Annotated in this window: 14 protein-coding genes, 1 pseudogene and 1 riboswitch; of the genes and pseudogenes, 4 read left to right on the forward strand and 11 right to left on the reverse strand. The window is 68.9% G+C overall.

Features of this window, described 5'->3' with window-relative positions:
* From WAX14_RS06025 to thiO, 7 genes and pseudogenes are all read right to left on the reverse strand, one after another.
* A pseudogene (locus tag WAX14_RS06025) lies at positions 1-499 on the reverse strand (amidohydrolase); the annotation flags it as partial.
* A gap of 73 nt (positions 500-572) precedes the next feature.
* Positions 573-1,487, reverse strand: a complete 915-nt coding sequence (locus WAX14_RS06030; RefSeq protein WP_422627181.1) for an alpha/beta hydrolase — start codon at positions 1,485-1,487, stop codon at positions 573-575.
* A gap of 3 nt (positions 1,488-1,490) precedes the next feature.
* Positions 1,491-2,267 carry an ABC transporter permease gene (locus WAX14_RS06035; RefSeq protein WP_422627182.1) on the reverse strand — a complete coding sequence of 259 codons (777 nt, stop codon included), beginning with the start codon at positions 2,265-2,267 and terminating at the stop codon, positions 1,491-1,493.
* On the reverse strand, positions 2,267-3,196 hold the full coding sequence (locus WAX14_RS06040) for an ABC transporter ATP-binding protein (protein ID WP_422627183.1): 930 nt from the start codon (positions 3,194-3,196) through the stop codon (positions 2,267-2,269). The genes WAX14_RS06035 and WAX14_RS06040 overlap by 1 nt, the downstream gene beginning before the upstream one ends.
* 49 nt (positions 3,197-3,245) lie before the next feature.
* Complete coding sequence (locus tag WAX14_RS06045) at positions 3,246-4,031, reverse strand: thiazole synthase (RefSeq protein WP_422627184.1); 786 nt, start codon at positions 4,029-4,031, stop codon at positions 3,246-3,248.
* Positions 4,024-4,239 carry a sulfur carrier protein ThiS gene (gene thiS, locus WAX14_RS06050; RefSeq protein WP_422627185.1) on the reverse strand — a complete coding sequence of 72 codons (216 nt, stop codon included), beginning with the start codon at positions 4,237-4,239 and terminating at the stop codon, positions 4,024-4,026. The genes WAX14_RS06045 and thiS overlap by 8 nt, the downstream gene beginning before the upstream one ends.
* A complete protein-coding gene (thiO, locus tag WAX14_RS06055; protein WP_422627186.1) occupies positions 4,239-5,300 on the reverse strand; it encodes a glycine oxidase ThiO in 1,062 nt (353 codons plus the stop codon). Before thiO ends, thiS begins: the two co-directional genes overlap by 1 nt.
* A riboswitch (TPP riboswitch) is annotated at positions 5,300-5,412 on the reverse strand. (Overlaps the previous gene by 1 nt.)
* 26 nt (positions 5,413-5,438) lie before the next feature.
* Here thiO and thiE point away from each other — a divergent pair.
* Complete coding sequence (gene thiE, locus WAX14_RS06060) at positions 5,439-6,128, forward strand: thiamine phosphate synthase (protein WP_422627187.1); 690 nt, start codon at positions 5,439-5,441, stop codon at positions 6,126-6,128.
* Positions 6,129-6,225: 97 nt separating this feature from the next.
* Here the strand turns inward: thiE and WAX14_RS06065 are convergent, their stop codons facing one another.
* The gene (locus tag WAX14_RS06065) at positions 6,226-7,074 is read right to left on the reverse strand and encodes an NUDIX hydrolase (RefSeq protein ID WP_422627188.1); all 849 of its coding nucleotides are present in this window, start codon (positions 7,072-7,074) and stop codon (positions 6,226-6,228) included.
* 132 nt (positions 7,075-7,206) lie between these two features.
* Here WAX14_RS06065 and WAX14_RS06070 point away from each other — a divergent pair, with 132 nt between their 5' ends.
* The 3 genes from WAX14_RS06070 to WAX14_RS06080 are packed head-to-tail and all read left to right on the forward strand — an operon-like array spanning position 7,207 to position 11,854.
* On the forward strand, positions 7,207-8,607 hold the full coding sequence (locus WAX14_RS06070; protein WP_422627189.1) for a hypothetical protein: 1,401 nt from the start codon (positions 7,207-7,209) through the stop codon (positions 8,605-8,607).
* Between the two features lie 14 nt (positions 8,608-8,621).
* A complete protein-coding gene (locus WAX14_RS06075) occupies positions 8,622-9,581 on the forward strand; it encodes a glutamate ABC transporter substrate-binding protein (RefSeq protein ID WP_422627211.1) in 960 nt (319 codons plus the stop codon).
* 11 nt (positions 9,582-9,592) lie between these two features.
* Positions 9,593-11,854, forward strand: coding sequence for a tetratricopeptide repeat protein (locus WAX14_RS06080; RefSeq protein WP_422627190.1), 2,262 nt, complete (start codon positions 9,593-9,595; stop codon positions 11,852-11,854).
* A gap of 75 nt (positions 11,855-11,929) precedes the next feature.
* On the opposite strand, the gene WAX14_RS06085 is transcribed toward WAX14_RS06080, so the two are convergent.
* The 3 genes from WAX14_RS06085 to fgd all read right to left on the reverse strand — a co-directional run bounded on the left by WAX14_RS06085 (position 11,930) and on the right by fgd (position 16,332).
* Positions 11,930-13,171: an acetate kinase gene (locus WAX14_RS06085; RefSeq protein WP_422627191.1), complete on the reverse strand. Its 1,242-nt coding sequence runs from the start codon at positions 13,169-13,171 to the stop codon at positions 11,930-11,932.
* A gap of 2 nt (positions 13,172-13,173) precedes the next feature.
* The gene (gene pta, locus WAX14_RS06090; RefSeq protein ID WP_422627192.1) at positions 13,174-15,252 is read right to left on the reverse strand and encodes a phosphate acetyltransferase; all 2,079 of its coding nucleotides are present in this window, start codon (positions 15,250-15,252) and stop codon (positions 13,174-13,176) included.
* Between the two features lie 66 nt (positions 15,253-15,318).
* On the reverse strand, positions 15,319-16,332 hold the full coding sequence (gene fgd, locus WAX14_RS06095) for a glucose-6-phosphate dehydrogenase (coenzyme-F420) (protein ID WP_422627193.1): 1,014 nt from the start codon (positions 16,330-16,332) through the stop codon (positions 15,319-15,321).
* Positions 16,333-16,355 lie beyond the last annotated feature (23 nt).

Here is a 16,355-nt window from a genome sequence, read left to right on the forward strand (position 1 = left end):
CACCCCGGTCGACGACGGCGACCGCACCGGCCACGTCGAGGCCGTCGTAGTCGGTGGCCTCACAGCCGGGTGTGTCGTCGGCGGGGGCCCGCACGACACGCGCGGTGATGCCGTCCGGGCCGGTGGACGGCGACATGCCGAGCACGCGCAGCTCGACCGGTGCGCCGTCCACGGTCAGCGACGCATCGGCGACCTCGAACGAGGTGACCTCGAACTCCGGTGTCTGCACATCGAACCCGGCGTCGCGCAACTTCCCGGCGACATAGTCGACGCTCGCGTCGTAACCGGGGGTGCCCAGCGCCCGATTGCCGTCGTTGTCGGTGGCGATGCGCTCGAGTTCCTGCAAATGCCCGACGACGGCGTCGAGTTGTACCGCGTCGGCGAGCGCCGGCGCCTCGATCGGTGCGGGCGGGACGGCGGTGCTCGAACAGGCCACCCCCAGCGCCGCGGCGACGATGATGCCCGACAGTGCCATCGTGTTCGTCGCGGTCCGCCTCATCCGGCGAGGATACCCGCACCGCCTGCTCCACACCGGGCGAAAACAACCACACGCGAAGTCCGCGCGAGCGTACCTACGGTCCGGCGAACCGGTCCAGCAACCACGAATCGACGTCGCGCAACGCTGTCGCCGCCAGGTCCGTCAGGTGCCCGGTGAACCCGTGCAGCGCCTCCGGATAGATCCGGAACTCGACGTCGTTACCCGCCGCCGACAGCCGCCCGGCCATCGCGATGTTGTCCTCGAGCAGCACATCCTGCGCACCGACGATCATCACCGTCGGCGGCAGGCCCCGCAGGTCGGCGAAGATCGGGGAGATGTCGGGAGCCGTCCGGTCGCCCACGTGACCGGCATACGCCTCGATGAAGTACTCGTCGGCGATCCGGCGCCCGGCGGGGGTCTGCGTACTCAGATCGTAGGCACCGAATTGCAATGCTGCGCCGGCACATTCGGCACCGCCTCGGTCGCGCATTCGCAGCAGGGTCACCACTGCCAGTGTTGCGCCCGCCGAACTCCCACCGATCGTCGTGCGGGTGGTCCCGAAGCGCTCCTCGGTGTGCTCGACGAGCCACCGCGCTGCTGTGTCGCAGTCGTCGGGTGCGGCCGGCCACGGATTTTCGGGGGCGAGCCGATAGTCGACGCTCACGATGGCGATGTTCAACCGGTCGGCGCGTTCACGGTTGCGGAGATCCTCGCGCGCGGCGGACCCGAGGTAGAAGCCCCCGCCGTGGATGTCCAGGTGAACCCCGTGCACGACGCCGGATTGCGGGGTGAACACCCGGATCGGGATGGACCGCCCCGCCGCCTCGGCCACCAGCTCGAGTGCCGGCGGATCGGCCGCCGACGGCGCGGGTACCGCCGCACGCGTCTCCCGCAGCTCGTCCAGGTCCTTCGGGCCGCGACCCGCCGGTCGCTTCCGGTAGAACTCGCGGGCGCGCTCGATCTGTCCCGCAGGTACGTCGACGGACAGGGCCTCTCGCGTGAATCTCATCGTTCAGGCGTCGCGTCGGTTCACCACGACCACCGCGGCCCCGAACACGACGAGGGCGACCACCACGAAGTACAGGAATGCGCCCCACGGCCCCCAGTGGAAGTCGATGCCCTGGCCGGTGCCGAGAAAGTAGTTGATGTTCGCGAACGGCAGGAACGGCTGGGCGGTGCGGCCGAACGAACCGAACAACCCGAACAGCGATTCGATGAGCATCGGCCACAACAGCAGGATCGCGATGGTGCCCGCGGACTGACGCAGCAGGGCACCCACCCCCACCGCCAGGATCGACGCGACCAGCGCGAACAGCGCGGTGCCGTAGATCGTCCGCCACGTCGTGCCCTCGAGGACGAGGTCCCGGCCGGCTTCCGGTCCGGCCAGCGCCTTGGTCAGGTAGAACGCGGCCAGCGCGAGCACACCGGACAGGATCGCCCCGAGCACACCGATCAGCAGTGCCTTCACCGCGAGCACGACACCGCGGTTCGGCATGGCCTGGAACGTGGAGCGGATCACCCCGAACCGGTATTCACTGGTCACCGACAGCGCCGCGAGGATCATCAGCACCAGCACGCCGAATCCGGTCACCCCGCTGACGGCGGCGTCGGCGGTGGGATAGAAGCGGACGGTGTCGTCGTCCGCGGACATCGACGCGTTCGCGACCACGCCGAGGATCCCGGCCAGGCCGAGCCCGAGCGCGACGATCACGGCGGCACACCACCACGGCGACTGCACCGACGTCAATTTGATGCGCTCGGCGCGCACCGTGTCGATCGCCACGCTCATCACAGGCCACCCTTCATCACGGAGTCGGCACCGGTGCCGTGGAACTGCACGTCGCCACCGGTCATTTTCATGAATGCTTCTTCCAGCGAGGCGTGCTGCCCGGCGAGTTCGTGGAGCACCACCGACCGCGCCGCGGCCAGTTCACCGACCTCCGCCGCGGTCACTCCGGCGACGACGAGCGCCCCGTCGTCGTCGCGGACGGCGAGTCCACGCTCGGTGAGCGCAGCCCGCAGCGTGTCGAGTTGGGGGCTGCGCACCCGCACCGCCGCTTCGGAGGCCTGCGCGACGAACGCATCGACGGAGGTGTCGGCCATGAGCCTGCCCCGCCCGATCACCAGCAGATGATCGGCGGTCTGCGCCATTTCCGACAGCAGGTGACTCGACACCAGGACGGTGCGTCCTTCGGCCGCGAGCGCCTGCATGAATCGCCTGATCCACACGATGCCCTCGGGGTCGAGGCCGTTGACCGGTTCGTCGAACAGCAGCACCTGCGGGTCGCCGAGCAGTGCCCCGGCCAGGCCGAGACGCTGGGACATGCCGAGCGAGAACCCGCCCGCGCGTTTGGTCGCCACCTCGGTCAGGCCGACTTGACGCAACACCTCCTCGACCCGCGAGTCGGGTAGCCCGTTCGACGCGGCCATCCACCGCAGGTGCGCGCGGGCCGAACGGTTGGGATGCACCCATTTCGCGTCGAGCAGTGCACCGACGGTGCGCAACGGCCTGGACAGCTCCCGATAGGGTTTCCCTGCGACCAGTGCGGTTCCGGCGGTGGGCCGGTCCAGGCCCAGAATCATCCGCATCGTCGTGGATTTGCCTGCGCCGTTCGGGCCGAGGAACCCGGTGACGATTCCCGGTCGGACGGTGAACGTCACGTCGTCGACGGCGGTGGTCGATCCGAAGGTCTTGGTCAGTCCCGTCACTTCGATCATGACCACCACCCTGCCCGATCCTCCCGGATCGCGCAGCGGTTGCCCGGTCCTACGACTCGAGTGGCGACGACGCCTGCGCCCAGAACCGCTTCGGAATCCGTCCCGCGTGCCGGGCCAGGAAGCCTGCCTCGACGGCATGCCGCATCGCCGACGCCATGAGCGCCGGATCCTTCGCCCGGGTCACCGCGGTCGCCAGGAGCACGGCGTCGCAACCGAGTTCCATCGCGAGCGCGGCGTCGGAGGCGGTGCCGATACCGGCGTCGAGCACCACCGGCACGCCTGCCGCGGCGACGATCATTTCGATGTGGTGCGGATTGGCGATGCCGAGGCCGGTGCCGATCGGTGAGCCGAGCGGCATCACCGCCGCGCAGCCGACGTCTTCGAGCCGTCTCGCCAGCACCGGATCGTCCGTCGTGTACGGCAGGACCACGAAGCCGTCGTCGACGAGTTGCTCAGCGGCGGAAACCAGTTCGATGGCGTCGGGCAGCAGGGTGCGTTCGTCGGCGATGACCTCGAGTTTCACCCAGTCGGTGTCGAGTGCTTCGCGTGCCAAGCGCGCGGTGAGTACCGCTTCCTTCGCGCCCCGGCACCCCGCGGTGTTCGGCAGCGGGGTGATGCCGAGTCGGCGCAGCAGATCGAGCACCCCGGTCCCGGAGGCCGCATCGACCCGGCGCATCGCGACGGTGGTCAGTTCGGTACCGGATGCGACGAGTGCGTCCTCGAGCACCGTCAGGTTCGCGGCGCCGCCGGTGCCGGTGATCAACCGTGACGCGAAGGTGCGCCCGGCGATGGTCAACTGCGGCAGGTCGGGTGCCGGATCGCGACGGTCAGCCACCTTGAACCGCCGTGAGAATCTCGATCTGCCAGCCCTTTCCGACCGGTTCGGACCAGCGGCCTCGGGGAAACACCGACCCGTCGACGGCGACCGCGATGCCCTTTTCCGGCAATCCCAGCTGCGTCAGCAGTTCCGCGACCGTCGGCGGCTCGGCGAAGTAGTGGTCCTCACCGTTGACGGTGATTCCCACCGACATCGGGTTCGTCATCACAGCACTTCCTTCGTAAATCGATGTGGATCAGCAGCTTTCACTTCGGCCAGCGGTTCGTCGCCGAGTTCGGCGAGCACCGCGTCCGCGGTGATCGGCGTGAACAGCACACCGCCTCGCCCGTGCCCGGTCGCGGCGATCACCCGTTCCGACAACCTCCCGATGATCGGCAGGTTGTCCGGGCTCATCGGCCGCAGCCCCGCGGACAGGTCGTAGAGCTCGTACTCGCCGATCGCCGGGAACAGTGCCTCTGCGTCGGCGACGAGGTCGCGCACACCCGCAACCGTCACCTGGGTGTCGCCCGCCTCGTACTGGGTGGCGCCGATGACGATGCCGTCTCCGCGCGGCACCAGATACGAGGGTCGCCCGTGCACACTGCCCCGGATCGTGCGGTTCGGCGGCGGTTCGGCACCGAGCCGGGCCCGTAGGCGCAGGATCTCACCCTTCACCGGCCGCACCGGAAGACCCGGCCACAGTGTCGCCGAGGCGGAACCGGCCGCGAGTACCACCCGGTCCGCGACCGGGTCGTCGAGTGAGCCGACGGCGGCGGCGACGAACCGCACGCCCGCGTCGATGCATGCCCGGTGCAGGGCGTCGACAAGGGCGCGGTTGTCGACGGCCAGTTCGCTCGGGGCGAGCAGTCCGAGCCGGATCCGGGGGCCCAGGGACGGTTCGAGTTCCCGGATCTCCGCGCGGGAGAGGATCCGCATCTCGTGCCCCTGCTTGTGCACCCATTCGGCGACGGTGCGCAGATCCGCGGCATCGGCGGCATCGAGGGCGACGGTCAGCGACCCGTCGGAGGTGAACAGATCGCAGCCGGTCGCGCGCCGGAGCCGCTCCTCGAATTCGGGCCACCGCGCGAGCGACGCCGCCCCCAGCTCCAGGACGTGTTCCTCGCCGGGCCAGCCTTCCGACAGCGGTGCGAGCATGCCCCCGGCAACCCACGAGGCACCCGATCCGGGCGCCTCGTCGTGCACCGTCACGTCCCACCCGGAGCCCGCCGCTCGCCACGCGATCGACAGGCCGATGACGCCGCCACCGACGACGGCTAGTGTTCCCACTTCACGTCCACCTCACTCCCTGCGCCGGCATGATCCGGGTCAGGTCATAACGGTCGGGGCCGGCAGGCCCCCTCTCAGCCCCGTGTTCCCCGGGACTCCCGTGTTGTCATGTCTCCCGCAGAGGCTACCGTCTGGGCTGTGACTTCCTATCACGGCAACCACCCTTCCCCCCGGGAACGGCTCGCCCACGCGCGGCTGTACCTGTGCACCGATGCGCGCCGCGACACCGGCGACCTGGCCCGATTCGCGGAAGAAGCCCTCGCCGGCGGAGTCGACATCATCCAGTTGCGCGACAAGGACTCGGCGGGCGAGAAGAAGTTCGGCCGGCTCGAGGCGCGCGACGAGCTGGCGGCGCTCGCGATCCTCGCCGACGCGTGCCGCCGCCACGGCGCGCTGCTCGCCGTCAACGACCGCGCCGACATCGCGCTGGCCGCGGGAGCGGACATCCTGCATCTGGGCCAGGGCGATCTGCCGGTCGCGCACGCCCGATCCATCCTGGGACCGGACATCGTCATCGGCCGGTCCACGGGAAGTCGCGGCCAGGCCGCGCTCGCCGAAATCGAGGACGGGGTGGACTATTTCGCGTCCGGACCGGTGTGGGACACCCCCACCAAGCCGGGACGCAGCGCGGCGGGTCTGGACGTGATCCGGCAGGTCACGCAGTCACATCCGACACGTCCGTGGTTCGCCATCGGCGGGATCGACGCCGAGCGACTGCCGGAGGTCGTCGCCGCGGGAGCCACCCGTGTCGCGGTGGTCCGCGCGATCACCACAGCTGCCGATCCGCGCGCGGCGGCCGCGGCCCTGAAGGACGCGCTCCTGCACTGACGGCGACCGCCGCTCCCACACTGACGGCGACCGCCGCTCCTCGCTACCTCGCGATATTCCGCAACCGGCGCGACAACCAGTCGAGAACCGTCGACGGCTACAACCAGTCGAGAACCGTCGACGGCGACAGGGCGACCACCGAACCGGGCAGGCGCTGCCGCAGACCGCGGTCGGCGGTCACCACCACCGTCACCGCCGACTCCAGGGTCGCGGTCGCCCCGGCGAGGCGGGCCAGTTCGTCGTCGCCGCTGCCCGCCGCGGCGTGCACGGGAATCCGGGCGTCGTCGACGACCGCATCACGGGCCTGCCCTTCCAGGACCGCTTCGATCCGGGTCACCCAGCCGAACCCGCCGGTGGGCAGTTCGACGGTGCGCGGCAGCACCGCCGCGAGTTCCGCCAGCAACGTGCCCGTCGCGCCCGGACGGTCACGCCACCAGCCGGTCGGACGGGAGCCGAGCACGTTCGCGGTGTCGAGAAGCACCCGGACGTCGCTGGTCCGCAATGCCGACCAGGACGCCGCGAAACCCGCGTGCAGCGGCATCGCCTCGACATCGTCCTCGGCCACCCAGCGCAGTTCGGTGCTCTCACCGTTCGGGGTCGTCGCCAGTGGGAGGCCGGTGTCCGCGACCACCGTCGTGTACGTCCATCCGCCCGCGTCGCCTGCGGTGATGCGCTGAGCCCGCACCGCGACGGCGGCCACGTCGATCCCGGTTTCCTCGTGTGCCTCGCGGACCGCGGCGTCGACCGTGCTCTCGTGACTGTCCCGGGCACCACCGGGCAAGGCCCAGGTGCCACCCTGGTGACTCCACGCCGCGCGGTGCTGCAACAGCACGGCCGGTTTCCCGTCGGGTAGCGGTGCGCGCAGCAGCAGTCCGGCCGCCCCGTGCTTGCCCCACCGACGGTCACCGTCGGGGCCGACGGCCCATCCGTCGCCGTCACCGCGCATCGTGTCCGCCTCCCTGTGTGCCGTCGCGGAGTCGAATGCCGAGCCGGGGGCTCGACCACGCCGCGCGGCGCGATCCTGTCTGTACTGCTTATATGCTCGCCAGAGACAGTGCAACACCGAAAGGGGCGATTCGTGGACCTGCGTCTGCATCCCACGATCGGCCACGGCGACGGTCACGATCCCGCAGGCGGAGGCTCCGGCCGTCCCGATTCGATACCGCCTACCCGGCCGATCGACGAACCGCACCGGGCGAGTGACGCCGAGGCATCCGACGATCTGAGCGCGATGCTGCGGTCCACACCCGCCAAACTCGTCACTCTCGGTGCGCTCGTCGGGATTCTGCTGTTGGTGTCGGGAATCGTCGCCGCGCAGATGGTGAGCAGCCGTAAGGCCACGCACGACCACCTGCTCGGGACGATCGAGCCGGTCGCGAACTCCGCGCAGGATCTCTACAGCGCACTGTCCGTCGCGGATGCCGCTGCGGTCACCGGGTTCATCTCCGGCGGTATCGAACCCGAGGCCGTGCGCGACCGATACGAACAGTCGATCGGTGAAGCGTCCGCACAGTTGGTTGCCGCGGCCGGCGGCACCGACGACGATGCCGACAGCACCCGGTTACTGTCCGGTCTCGCCGGCCAGTTGACGGTGTATACCGGGCTGATCGAGACCGCACGCGCCAACAATCGCGTCGGCAATCCGGTGGGCGCGGCGTATCTGAGCGAAGCCTCGAACCTGATGCAGACCTCGATGCTGCCGATAGCGCAGGAACTGCACACTCGTGGTGTGGCGGCCGTCGAATCCACCCAGCATGCCGCGGTCCGGCCACCGTGGGCCGCGATCGGGTTGCTTCTCGCGGCCGTCGCGGCGCTGTGCGCGGTGCACCTGGTCATCTCGCGGATCAGCAGGCGCGCCCTCAATCCCGGGTTGATTCTGGCGATCGGCGCCACCGGGGTGCTGCTGATGTGGATGCTCGTCGCCGGACTGGTGTCGTCGAGCGCCACACAACGTGCCATCACCCACGGTGCCGAACCGCTGGCGGTCCTCACCGAGAGTCGTATCCTCGCCCAGCAGTCCCGCACCGCCGAAACGTTGTTGCTGGCCCGTCGCGACAGCACCGGCGAGTACGACAGTGCGTTCGACGAGTCGATGACCCGGCTCGGGGATCGCCTGCACGGCTACACCGCCGACAGCGACGACCGCGCTGTCTCGTCCGCGGTCGCACAGGCTCTCAGCGCCCGCACCGCGTGGATCGAATCGCATGAACGGACCCACGCCGCGCTGGCCCGCGGTGACTACACCGCCGCGGCGACACTCGTGACCGGCCCTGGGGTGGACGAATCCACCGCGCAGTTCACGACGGTCGATCGTGCCCTGACCGACGGCATCACCGCGGCCCGTGGTGAGCTGCGCGCCAACGAGGCTCGCGCCGCCCAGTTGCTGTCCGCGTTGTCCACCGCATCGATCGCGCTGATGGGGGTCGCGCTGCTCGGTGTCGCCATCGGATTGTGGCCACGACTTCGGGAGTACCGGTGAGCACGCCGACCGCGCTGCGCCGCCGCGCCGCGATCACGGTGGCGCTGTGCGGTGCGCTGCTCGCCGGTGGCTGTGCCACACCGCTCCCGGACGCGGCGGCACCCCCGATCTCCTACACCGAGGCGCCACTGCCCGAACGTGCCGCTCTCGCCCCCGGCGCCACCGCCGCACCGCCGTTGCCCGAGTGCGGGGACCCCACCGCGAGTCTGCGGCCGGACGGCACCGACACCGGCCCTACCCTCGACCGGATCCGTGACCGCGGCCGGTTGGTGGTCGGCCTGGACACCGGCAGCAACCTGATGAGCTTCCGTGATCCGGCCACCGGCCGGATCACCGGGTTCGACGTCGACATCGCACGGGAGATCGCCCGGGATCTGCTGGGCGACCCCGACTTGATCGACTACCGGATACTCAACTCCGCCGACCGCGAGCAGGCCCTGCAGGATTCCACCGTCGACATCGTCGCAAAAACCAAGTCGATCACGTGTGCCCGGCGTGAGCATGTCGACTTCTCCACCACGTATTTCCAGGCGCGCCAACGTGTTCTCGTGGTGAAGGGATCGGGCATCGGCGGCGCAGGCGACCTCGCGGGCCGACGGGTGTGCATCGTGCGTGGCACCACGTCTCTGCCCCGCATGCAGCAGGTCCAGCCGTCCGCGTCGATCCTGACCGTGCCGGCATGGGCGGATTGCCTGGTCGTGCTGCAGCAGGGCCAGGTCGATGCGGTGAGCACCGACGACACCATCCTCGCCGGGCTCGCGTCGCAGGACCCCTATCTCGAACTCGTCGGCGATACCTTGGGCACCGAGCCGTACGGCATCGGCATCGCCAAAGGAAACGACGACCTGGTGCGATTCGTCAACGGCACCCTGGAGCGGATCCGCCGGGACGGCACCTGGACCGACCTGTACGACCGGTGGTTGACGGCGCTCGGGCCGACTCCCGTTCCACCGCCGGCGAGGTATGTGGATTGAGGGGCGATCCGATGGCCGACAACGAATCCGACACGGGACCGGCGACCCAGCGCAATCCGCAAGTCACCGACGCCGAACCCGGCGAATCGACCCGGCGTGCCGCCCTCGGGCCGAGCGTTCCGCAGCGGCCGTCGACGCGCCGGTCGCGTCCGCGTGGTCTGCTTCGCAGGCGCATCGCCGGGCTCGTCGACGTCCCGGTGCCTGCACCGCTCGATCCGGCGAGCGTCGTGCTGGACGATCCGCGTGTCGCCGACGGCAAGCGCTTCTGCTGGAAGTGCGGGCAACCGGTGGGACGCGCCACGGCGTCCGGGCCCGGATCACCGTCGGGTACCTGCCCGTCGTGCGGTGCACCGTTCGAGTTCACCCCGAATCTGTCCGTCGGTGACCTCGTGGCCGGCCAGTACGAAGTGCAGGGTTGTCTCGCGCACGGTGGGCTCGGCTGGATCTATCTGGCCGTCGACCGCAATGTCAGCGACCGGTGGGTGGTCCTCAAGGGTCTCCTGCACGCGGGTGATGCGGAGGCGCAGGCCGTCGCGGTCGCCGAACGCCAATTTCTCGCCGAGGTGTCGCACCCGAGCATCGTCAAAATCTACAATTTCGTCGAGCATCCGAGGCCGGACGGTATCCCGATGGGGTACATCGTCATGGAGTACGTGGGCGGGCACACCCTGCGCGAGGTACTCGGCGCGTACACCAGACCCGACCGGATGCCGGTCGATCAGGCCATCGCGTATGTACTCGAAATTCTGCCCGCGCTCGGATATCTGCACGAGATCGGTCTGGTCTACAACGATCTCAAACCCGAGAACATCATGGTCACCGACGAGCAGACCAAGTTGATCGACCTCGGTGCGGTCACCGGTATCGAAGACTACGGCTATCTGTACGGCACGCCCGGTTATCAGGCGCCCGAGATCGTCCGCACGGGGCCGACGCCCGCCACCGACATCTACACGCTCGGCCGGACACTGGCCGCGCTGACCTTGGACCTGCCCGTCGACAAGGGCCGGTACGCCGACGGGCTGCCCGCCCCCGAGCAGGCCCCGCTGTTCGTCGAATTCGACTCGTTCCACCGGTTTCTGCTGCGTTCCACCGACCCGGACCCGAACCGCCGGTTCCGTTCCGCCGAGGAGACCACCGGCCAGCTCACCGGCGTTCTGCGTGAAGTCCTCTCGACGCAGACCGGCATCGAACATCCCGGATTGTCGGCGAAGTTCGGCCGGCAGCGCACGACTTTCGGCACGGACGAGGCCGTCGCCCAGACGGATGTCTTCATCGACGGCACGGTCCGTGACAAGAATATCTCCGCGCGGGATGTCGCTGCTGCACTGCCTGTTCCGTTACTCGAACCGAACGATCCCAGTGCCGCGCTGCTCGCCGCCGCGGTCCACAGCGAACCGCAGCAGACGCTCGACGCGCTGCGTCACGCCCGTGACAACGGTCTCGAGCGGGTCGTGGGCACCACCGAACTCTCGTTCTCCCGTGAGGTCACTCTCGCCGAGGTCCGCGCCCACCTCGATCTCGGGCACGGTGAGCAGGCCGAGGACATCCTCAGGGGGCTCGAGCGGGATCTCGGCACGGACTGGCGGATCGACTGGCACGCGGGGATCGCGGCCCTGCTGCTGGGCGAATACGAATCGGCATTCGGCCGATTCGAGCAGGTCCTCGAGGCGTTGCCCGGCGAGACCGCCCCGAAGATCGCCTTGGCCGCCACCTCCGAACTGATTCTGCAGCACTGGGAGAGCGACGATCCGCGGGCGTGGCGGAGCTTCTGCGAAAGCTATTACCGCACGGTGTGGCGCACCGACCACAATGTGGTCAGCGCCGCGTTCGGCCTGGCCCGTCAACTCGCCGAACGGAACGACCTCGCCGGGGCCGTGGCGACCCTCGATCAGGTTCCCCCGACCTCTCGTCACCACAGTGCCGCCACCATGACCTGCGTGCTGATCATGTTGCACGACAGGGATATCGACGACGTCACCGAGTCGGACCTGCGCGAGGCAGCGCATCGGGTCGAGTCCTTGCCCGCCGACGAGGGGCGAGCGAGGCAGATGCGGACCCTCGTGCTCGGCACCGCACTCGAGTGGGTGCGCGCCGGGCACGCCGCCAGCAGATCCCTCGATCCGATCCTGGGGGTGCCGTTCACGGAGAAGGGGCTGCGGTCGGGCACCGAGGCCGGTTTGCGGGCGCTGGCGCGAAACTCGCACGTCCGGACCCACCGCTACACCCTCGTGGATCTGGCGAACGCCATTCGGCCGCGCAGCATCCTCTGACATCCCGGCCCGCATCGGAACCGGCCGGACGGGACAGGTTCGGCGGGACAGACTCGGCGGGACAGACTCGGCGGCTCAGCTCGGCAGGTTCGCCGCCAGTGCCACCGCGGCACGCGCGATCGCGAGTTCCTCGTCGGTGGGGATCACCAGCACCTCGACTTCCGATTCGGGTGCCGAGATGCGACGTTCCGTGCCGACGCGGGTCTCGTTGGCCTCCGCGTCGACGACGATGCCGAGTCGGCCGAGACCGGCCAGCGCGTCTCGGCGCACGTCGACGTTGTTCTCCCCCACCCCGCCGGTGAACACGACGACGTCGACACCACCGAGTTCCACCAGGTAGGCGCCGAGGTAGCGGCGCAGCCGGTGCACGTACACCTCGTAGGCGAGCTTGGCGTCCTCGGATCCGTCGGCGACGAGCTGCAGCAGTGCCCGGAAGTCGTTGACCCCCGACATCCCTTTCAGTCCCGAACGGCGGTTGAGCAGGTCGTCGATCTCGTCGACGCGCAGCCCCGCGCTGCGATTGAGGTGCAGGAGCACGCCCGGATCGATGTCGCCGCAGCGGGTTCCCATCACCAGCCCCTCGAGCGGCGTCAACCCCATCGACGTGTCGATGGGGCGTCCTCCGGCGATCGCGGAGGCCGACGCACCGTTGCCCAGATGGAACACGATGATGTTCAGGTCGGCCCGGTCCTGTCCGAGGAACTCCGCTGCCCGCTGCGACACGTAGTCGTGCGAGGTGCCGTGGAAGCCGTACCGACGGATACCGTGCTGCCGTGCGATGTCCCGGTCGATCGCGTAGGTGGTCGCGGCGGCAGGCATGCCGTGGAAGAACGCGGTGTCGAACACCCCGACGTGCGGAATGTCGGGGAGTTCTTCCCGCGCCACCTCCATGCCGATGACGTTGGCCGGATTGTGCAGGGGCGCAAGCACCGACAGTTCCGCAACGGTTCGCACCACCGCGTCGTCGATGACGGTCGGTGCGTGGAACACCTCGCCGCCGTGCACCAGGCGGTGTCCGACGGCAACGATCCCCGCCTCGCGCAGTGGCCGGCCGAGCGCTTCGACCATGTCGAGCACGATCCGCAACCCGGCACGGTGGTCGGCGATCGGCCCGAGGTGCTCGTCGGACCCGGTGGTGTGATGGAACAGTATGCGGCCGTCCGGCTCCCCGATCCGTTCGATCAGCCCGTGCGCGACCGATTCCGCCGTTTCCGGATGGATCAGCTGGAACTTGATCGACGACGAACCCGAGTTCAGTACGAGGACCGTGCCCGCGGTGACGGGGGTCGACGGGGCAGATGGGGTCGGTGCGGTCACGGTCAGCCTTCCTGTGCCTGGATCGCGGTGATCGCCACCGTGTTGACGATGTCCTGCACCAGCGCGCCGCGCGAGAGATCGTTGACCGGCTTGTTCAGGCCCTGCAGCACGGGCCCGACCGCGACGGCCCCCGCGCTGCGCTGCACCGCCTTGTACGTGTTGTTGCCGGTGTTCAGGTCGGGGAAGATGAATACCGTTGCGCGACCGGCCACTTCGGATTCGGGCAACTTCGTGATCGCGACGGTCGGCTCGACCGCGGCGTCGTACTGGATCGGCCCTTCGACAGGCAGATCGGGGCGGCGCTGCCGCACGAGCGCGGTCGCACTGCGCACCTTGTCGACGTCGGCGCCGGCACCGGAATCCCCGGTCGAATAGGACAGCATCGCAATCCTCGGTTCGATGCCGAATCGTGCCGCGGTCGCGGCGGACGAGATCGCGATGTCGGCGAGCTGTTCGGCCGTCGGGTCCGGGACGACCGCGCAGTCCCCGTATGCCAGAACACGATCGGCCAGGCACATCAGGAAGATGCTCGACACGGTGGACACGCCGGGCTCGGTCTTGATGATCTCGAACGACGGGCGGATGGTGTGCGCGGTGGTGTGGGCGGCACCGGACACCATGCCGTCCGCGATCCCCAGGTGCACCATCATCGTGCCGAAGTACGAGATGTCGCCCATGATCTCGCGCGCCCGGTCCACGGTCACCCCCTTGTGCGCGCGCAGCCGGGTGTACTCGGCGGCGAACCGTTCGAGCAGGTCGGAGGTCCGCGGCTCGATGATCCGGGCGTCGGACAGGTCGACACCGAGTTCTGCTGCGCGACGGCGGATCTGCGCCTGATCACCGAGGATCGTCAGGTCGGCGACCTGGCGTTGGAGAACGCGGCCCGCGGCGCGGAGAATGCGATCGTCGCCGCCCTCGGGCAGCACGATGTGGCGGCGCTGCTCCCGCGCCCGGTCGATGAGTTGGTATTCGAACATCTGCGGGGTCGTCACGGACGGCCGGGGCAGTTGCAGCCTCCCGAGAAGCACTCCGGCGTCGACGTGCTGTTCCATCAGCGCGACCGCGGTGTCGATCTTGCTGTGTGCTCCGAGCACCATGCGACCGCGGGTGCGGTCCGCGGCGGATGCAGTATCGAAAGTCCCCAGCTTCGTGGTGAGAATCGGCAAACTCGGCTTCAGCCCCGCGACGAGATGAGCAATCGCCGGATGCGGCAACAGACCGCCGTTCATGACGATACCCGCCAACGACGGAAACCCTTCCGCCGCATTGGCGTTGACCAGAGCGAGGAGGACGTCGGAGCGGTCTGCCGGCACGATCACCACCATCGCCTCGGTGAGTCGCTCCAGAATGTGCTCGGCAGTCATCCCCCCGACCATGACGTGCAGCGCCTCGCGTTGCAGCAGTTCCTCGTCGCCGCTGTAGAGCTCCCCTTCGATCGAGATCCGAAGTTCCTCCATCGTCGGAGCCACGAGGATCGGGACCTCCGGCAGCGCCCACACCGGGTACGGCCGGCCCGCGAACCGCTCCGCAATCGCATCGAGTTCGCCCGGGGCACAGCGGTTGACCACGATGCCCGTCAGGTGGGCGTGGTGGAGGGCGAGTTCCGCAGACGACAGGGCCGCGAGCTGCGCGATGTCCTCGGGGGTACGCCGCGACCCGCGCAGCGCCAGCAGCACCGGTGCGTCGAGGTTCGCGGCGATCCGCGCGTTGAACGACAATTCGCTCGGATTGGCGATCTCGGTGTGATCGCTGCCCACGATGACGACGGCATCACACCGGTTGGCGACGGCGTGGTACTTCGCGACGATGTCGCTGAGCGCCGCGTCGGGATCGGCGTGCACCTCGTCGTAGGTGACGCCGATGCAGTCGGCGTAGTCGAGATCGACGGTGATGCGTTCGAGCATCAACTCGAGGATGTAGTCACGATCCGAATCGGACCGGGCGATGGGCCGGAACACCCCGACCCGCGCGGTCGACGCACACAGCATCCGCAGCACACCCAGCGCGACCGTCGATTTGCCGGTGTCGCCTTCCGGTGAGGCGATGTAGATGCTCGACACGGTTCCGGCAGCGGCGCTCATGAAAGCAACCATAGTGCGGCGCGGGACGCATCACGTGTGAGACGCCCCGCACCGAGCGGTCACCGGTCAGGCCAACGCGCGCAGACGCGGTGCGAGATCACGTTCGAACAGCTCGAGGAACCGCTTCTGGTCGTGCCCGGGTGCGTGGAACACCAAGTGGTTGAGACCGGCGTCGAGGTATGCCGTGATCTGCTCGACCGCCTGGTCCGGATCGGACGCGACGATCCACCGCTTGGCGACCTGCTCGATGGGCAGCGCGTCGGCGGCCGCCTCCATCTCGATGGGGTCCTCGATCGAATGCTTCTGCTCCGGGGTCAGCGACAGCGGCGCCCAGAACCGGGTGTTCTCGAGGGCGAGCTCCGGGTCGGTGTCGTAGGAAATCTTGATCTCGATCATCTTGTCGATCTCCGCGACGTCGCGTTCGGCCTTCTCGGCTCCCTCCGCGACGGCGGGCAGCAGCTTGTCGGTGTACAACTCCATGCCCTTGCCGGATGTGCAGATGAAGCCGTCCCCGGCGCGACCCGCATACCGTGCGACGACGGGCCCGCCCGCGGCGATGTACACGGGGATGCCACCGTCCGGTACGTCGTAGATCGAGGCGCCCTTCGTCGTGTAGTACTCGCCGTCGAAGTCGACGCGATCACCGGTCCACAGTGCGCGCATCAACCGCACCGATTCGCGCAGTCGCGCGAATCGCTGCTTGAACTCCGGCCATTCGCCCTGGTAGCCGGTTGCGATCTCGTTGAGGGCCTCACCGGTGCCGACACCGAGCATGACGCGCCCCGGATAGAGGCAGCCCATCGTCGCGAAAGCCTGCGCGATGACCGCGGGGTTGTACCGGAAGGTGGGGGTGAGCACCGAGGTACCGAGTTGCAGCCGCTGCGTGCGTTCGCCGACCGCCGTCATCCAGGACAGTGAGAAAGGCGCGTGCCCGCCGTTGTGCCGCCACGGCTGGAAGTGGTCCGACACGGTCGCCGAATCCATGCCGTGCTCCTCGGCGAGCACCGCCAGCTCCACCAACTCGCGCGGACCGAACTGCTCCGCGGACGCCTTGTATCCCAACTTCAAGCCCTGTGCCACCGCAATCTCCTATGAATATTCGA

The sequence above is a fragment of the Rhodococcus sp. (in: high G+C Gram-positive bacteria) genome (assembly GCF_049299235.1).
Taxonomy (GTDB): domain Bacteria; phylum Actinomycetota; class Actinomycetes; order Mycobacteriales; family Mycobacteriaceae; genus Rhodococcus.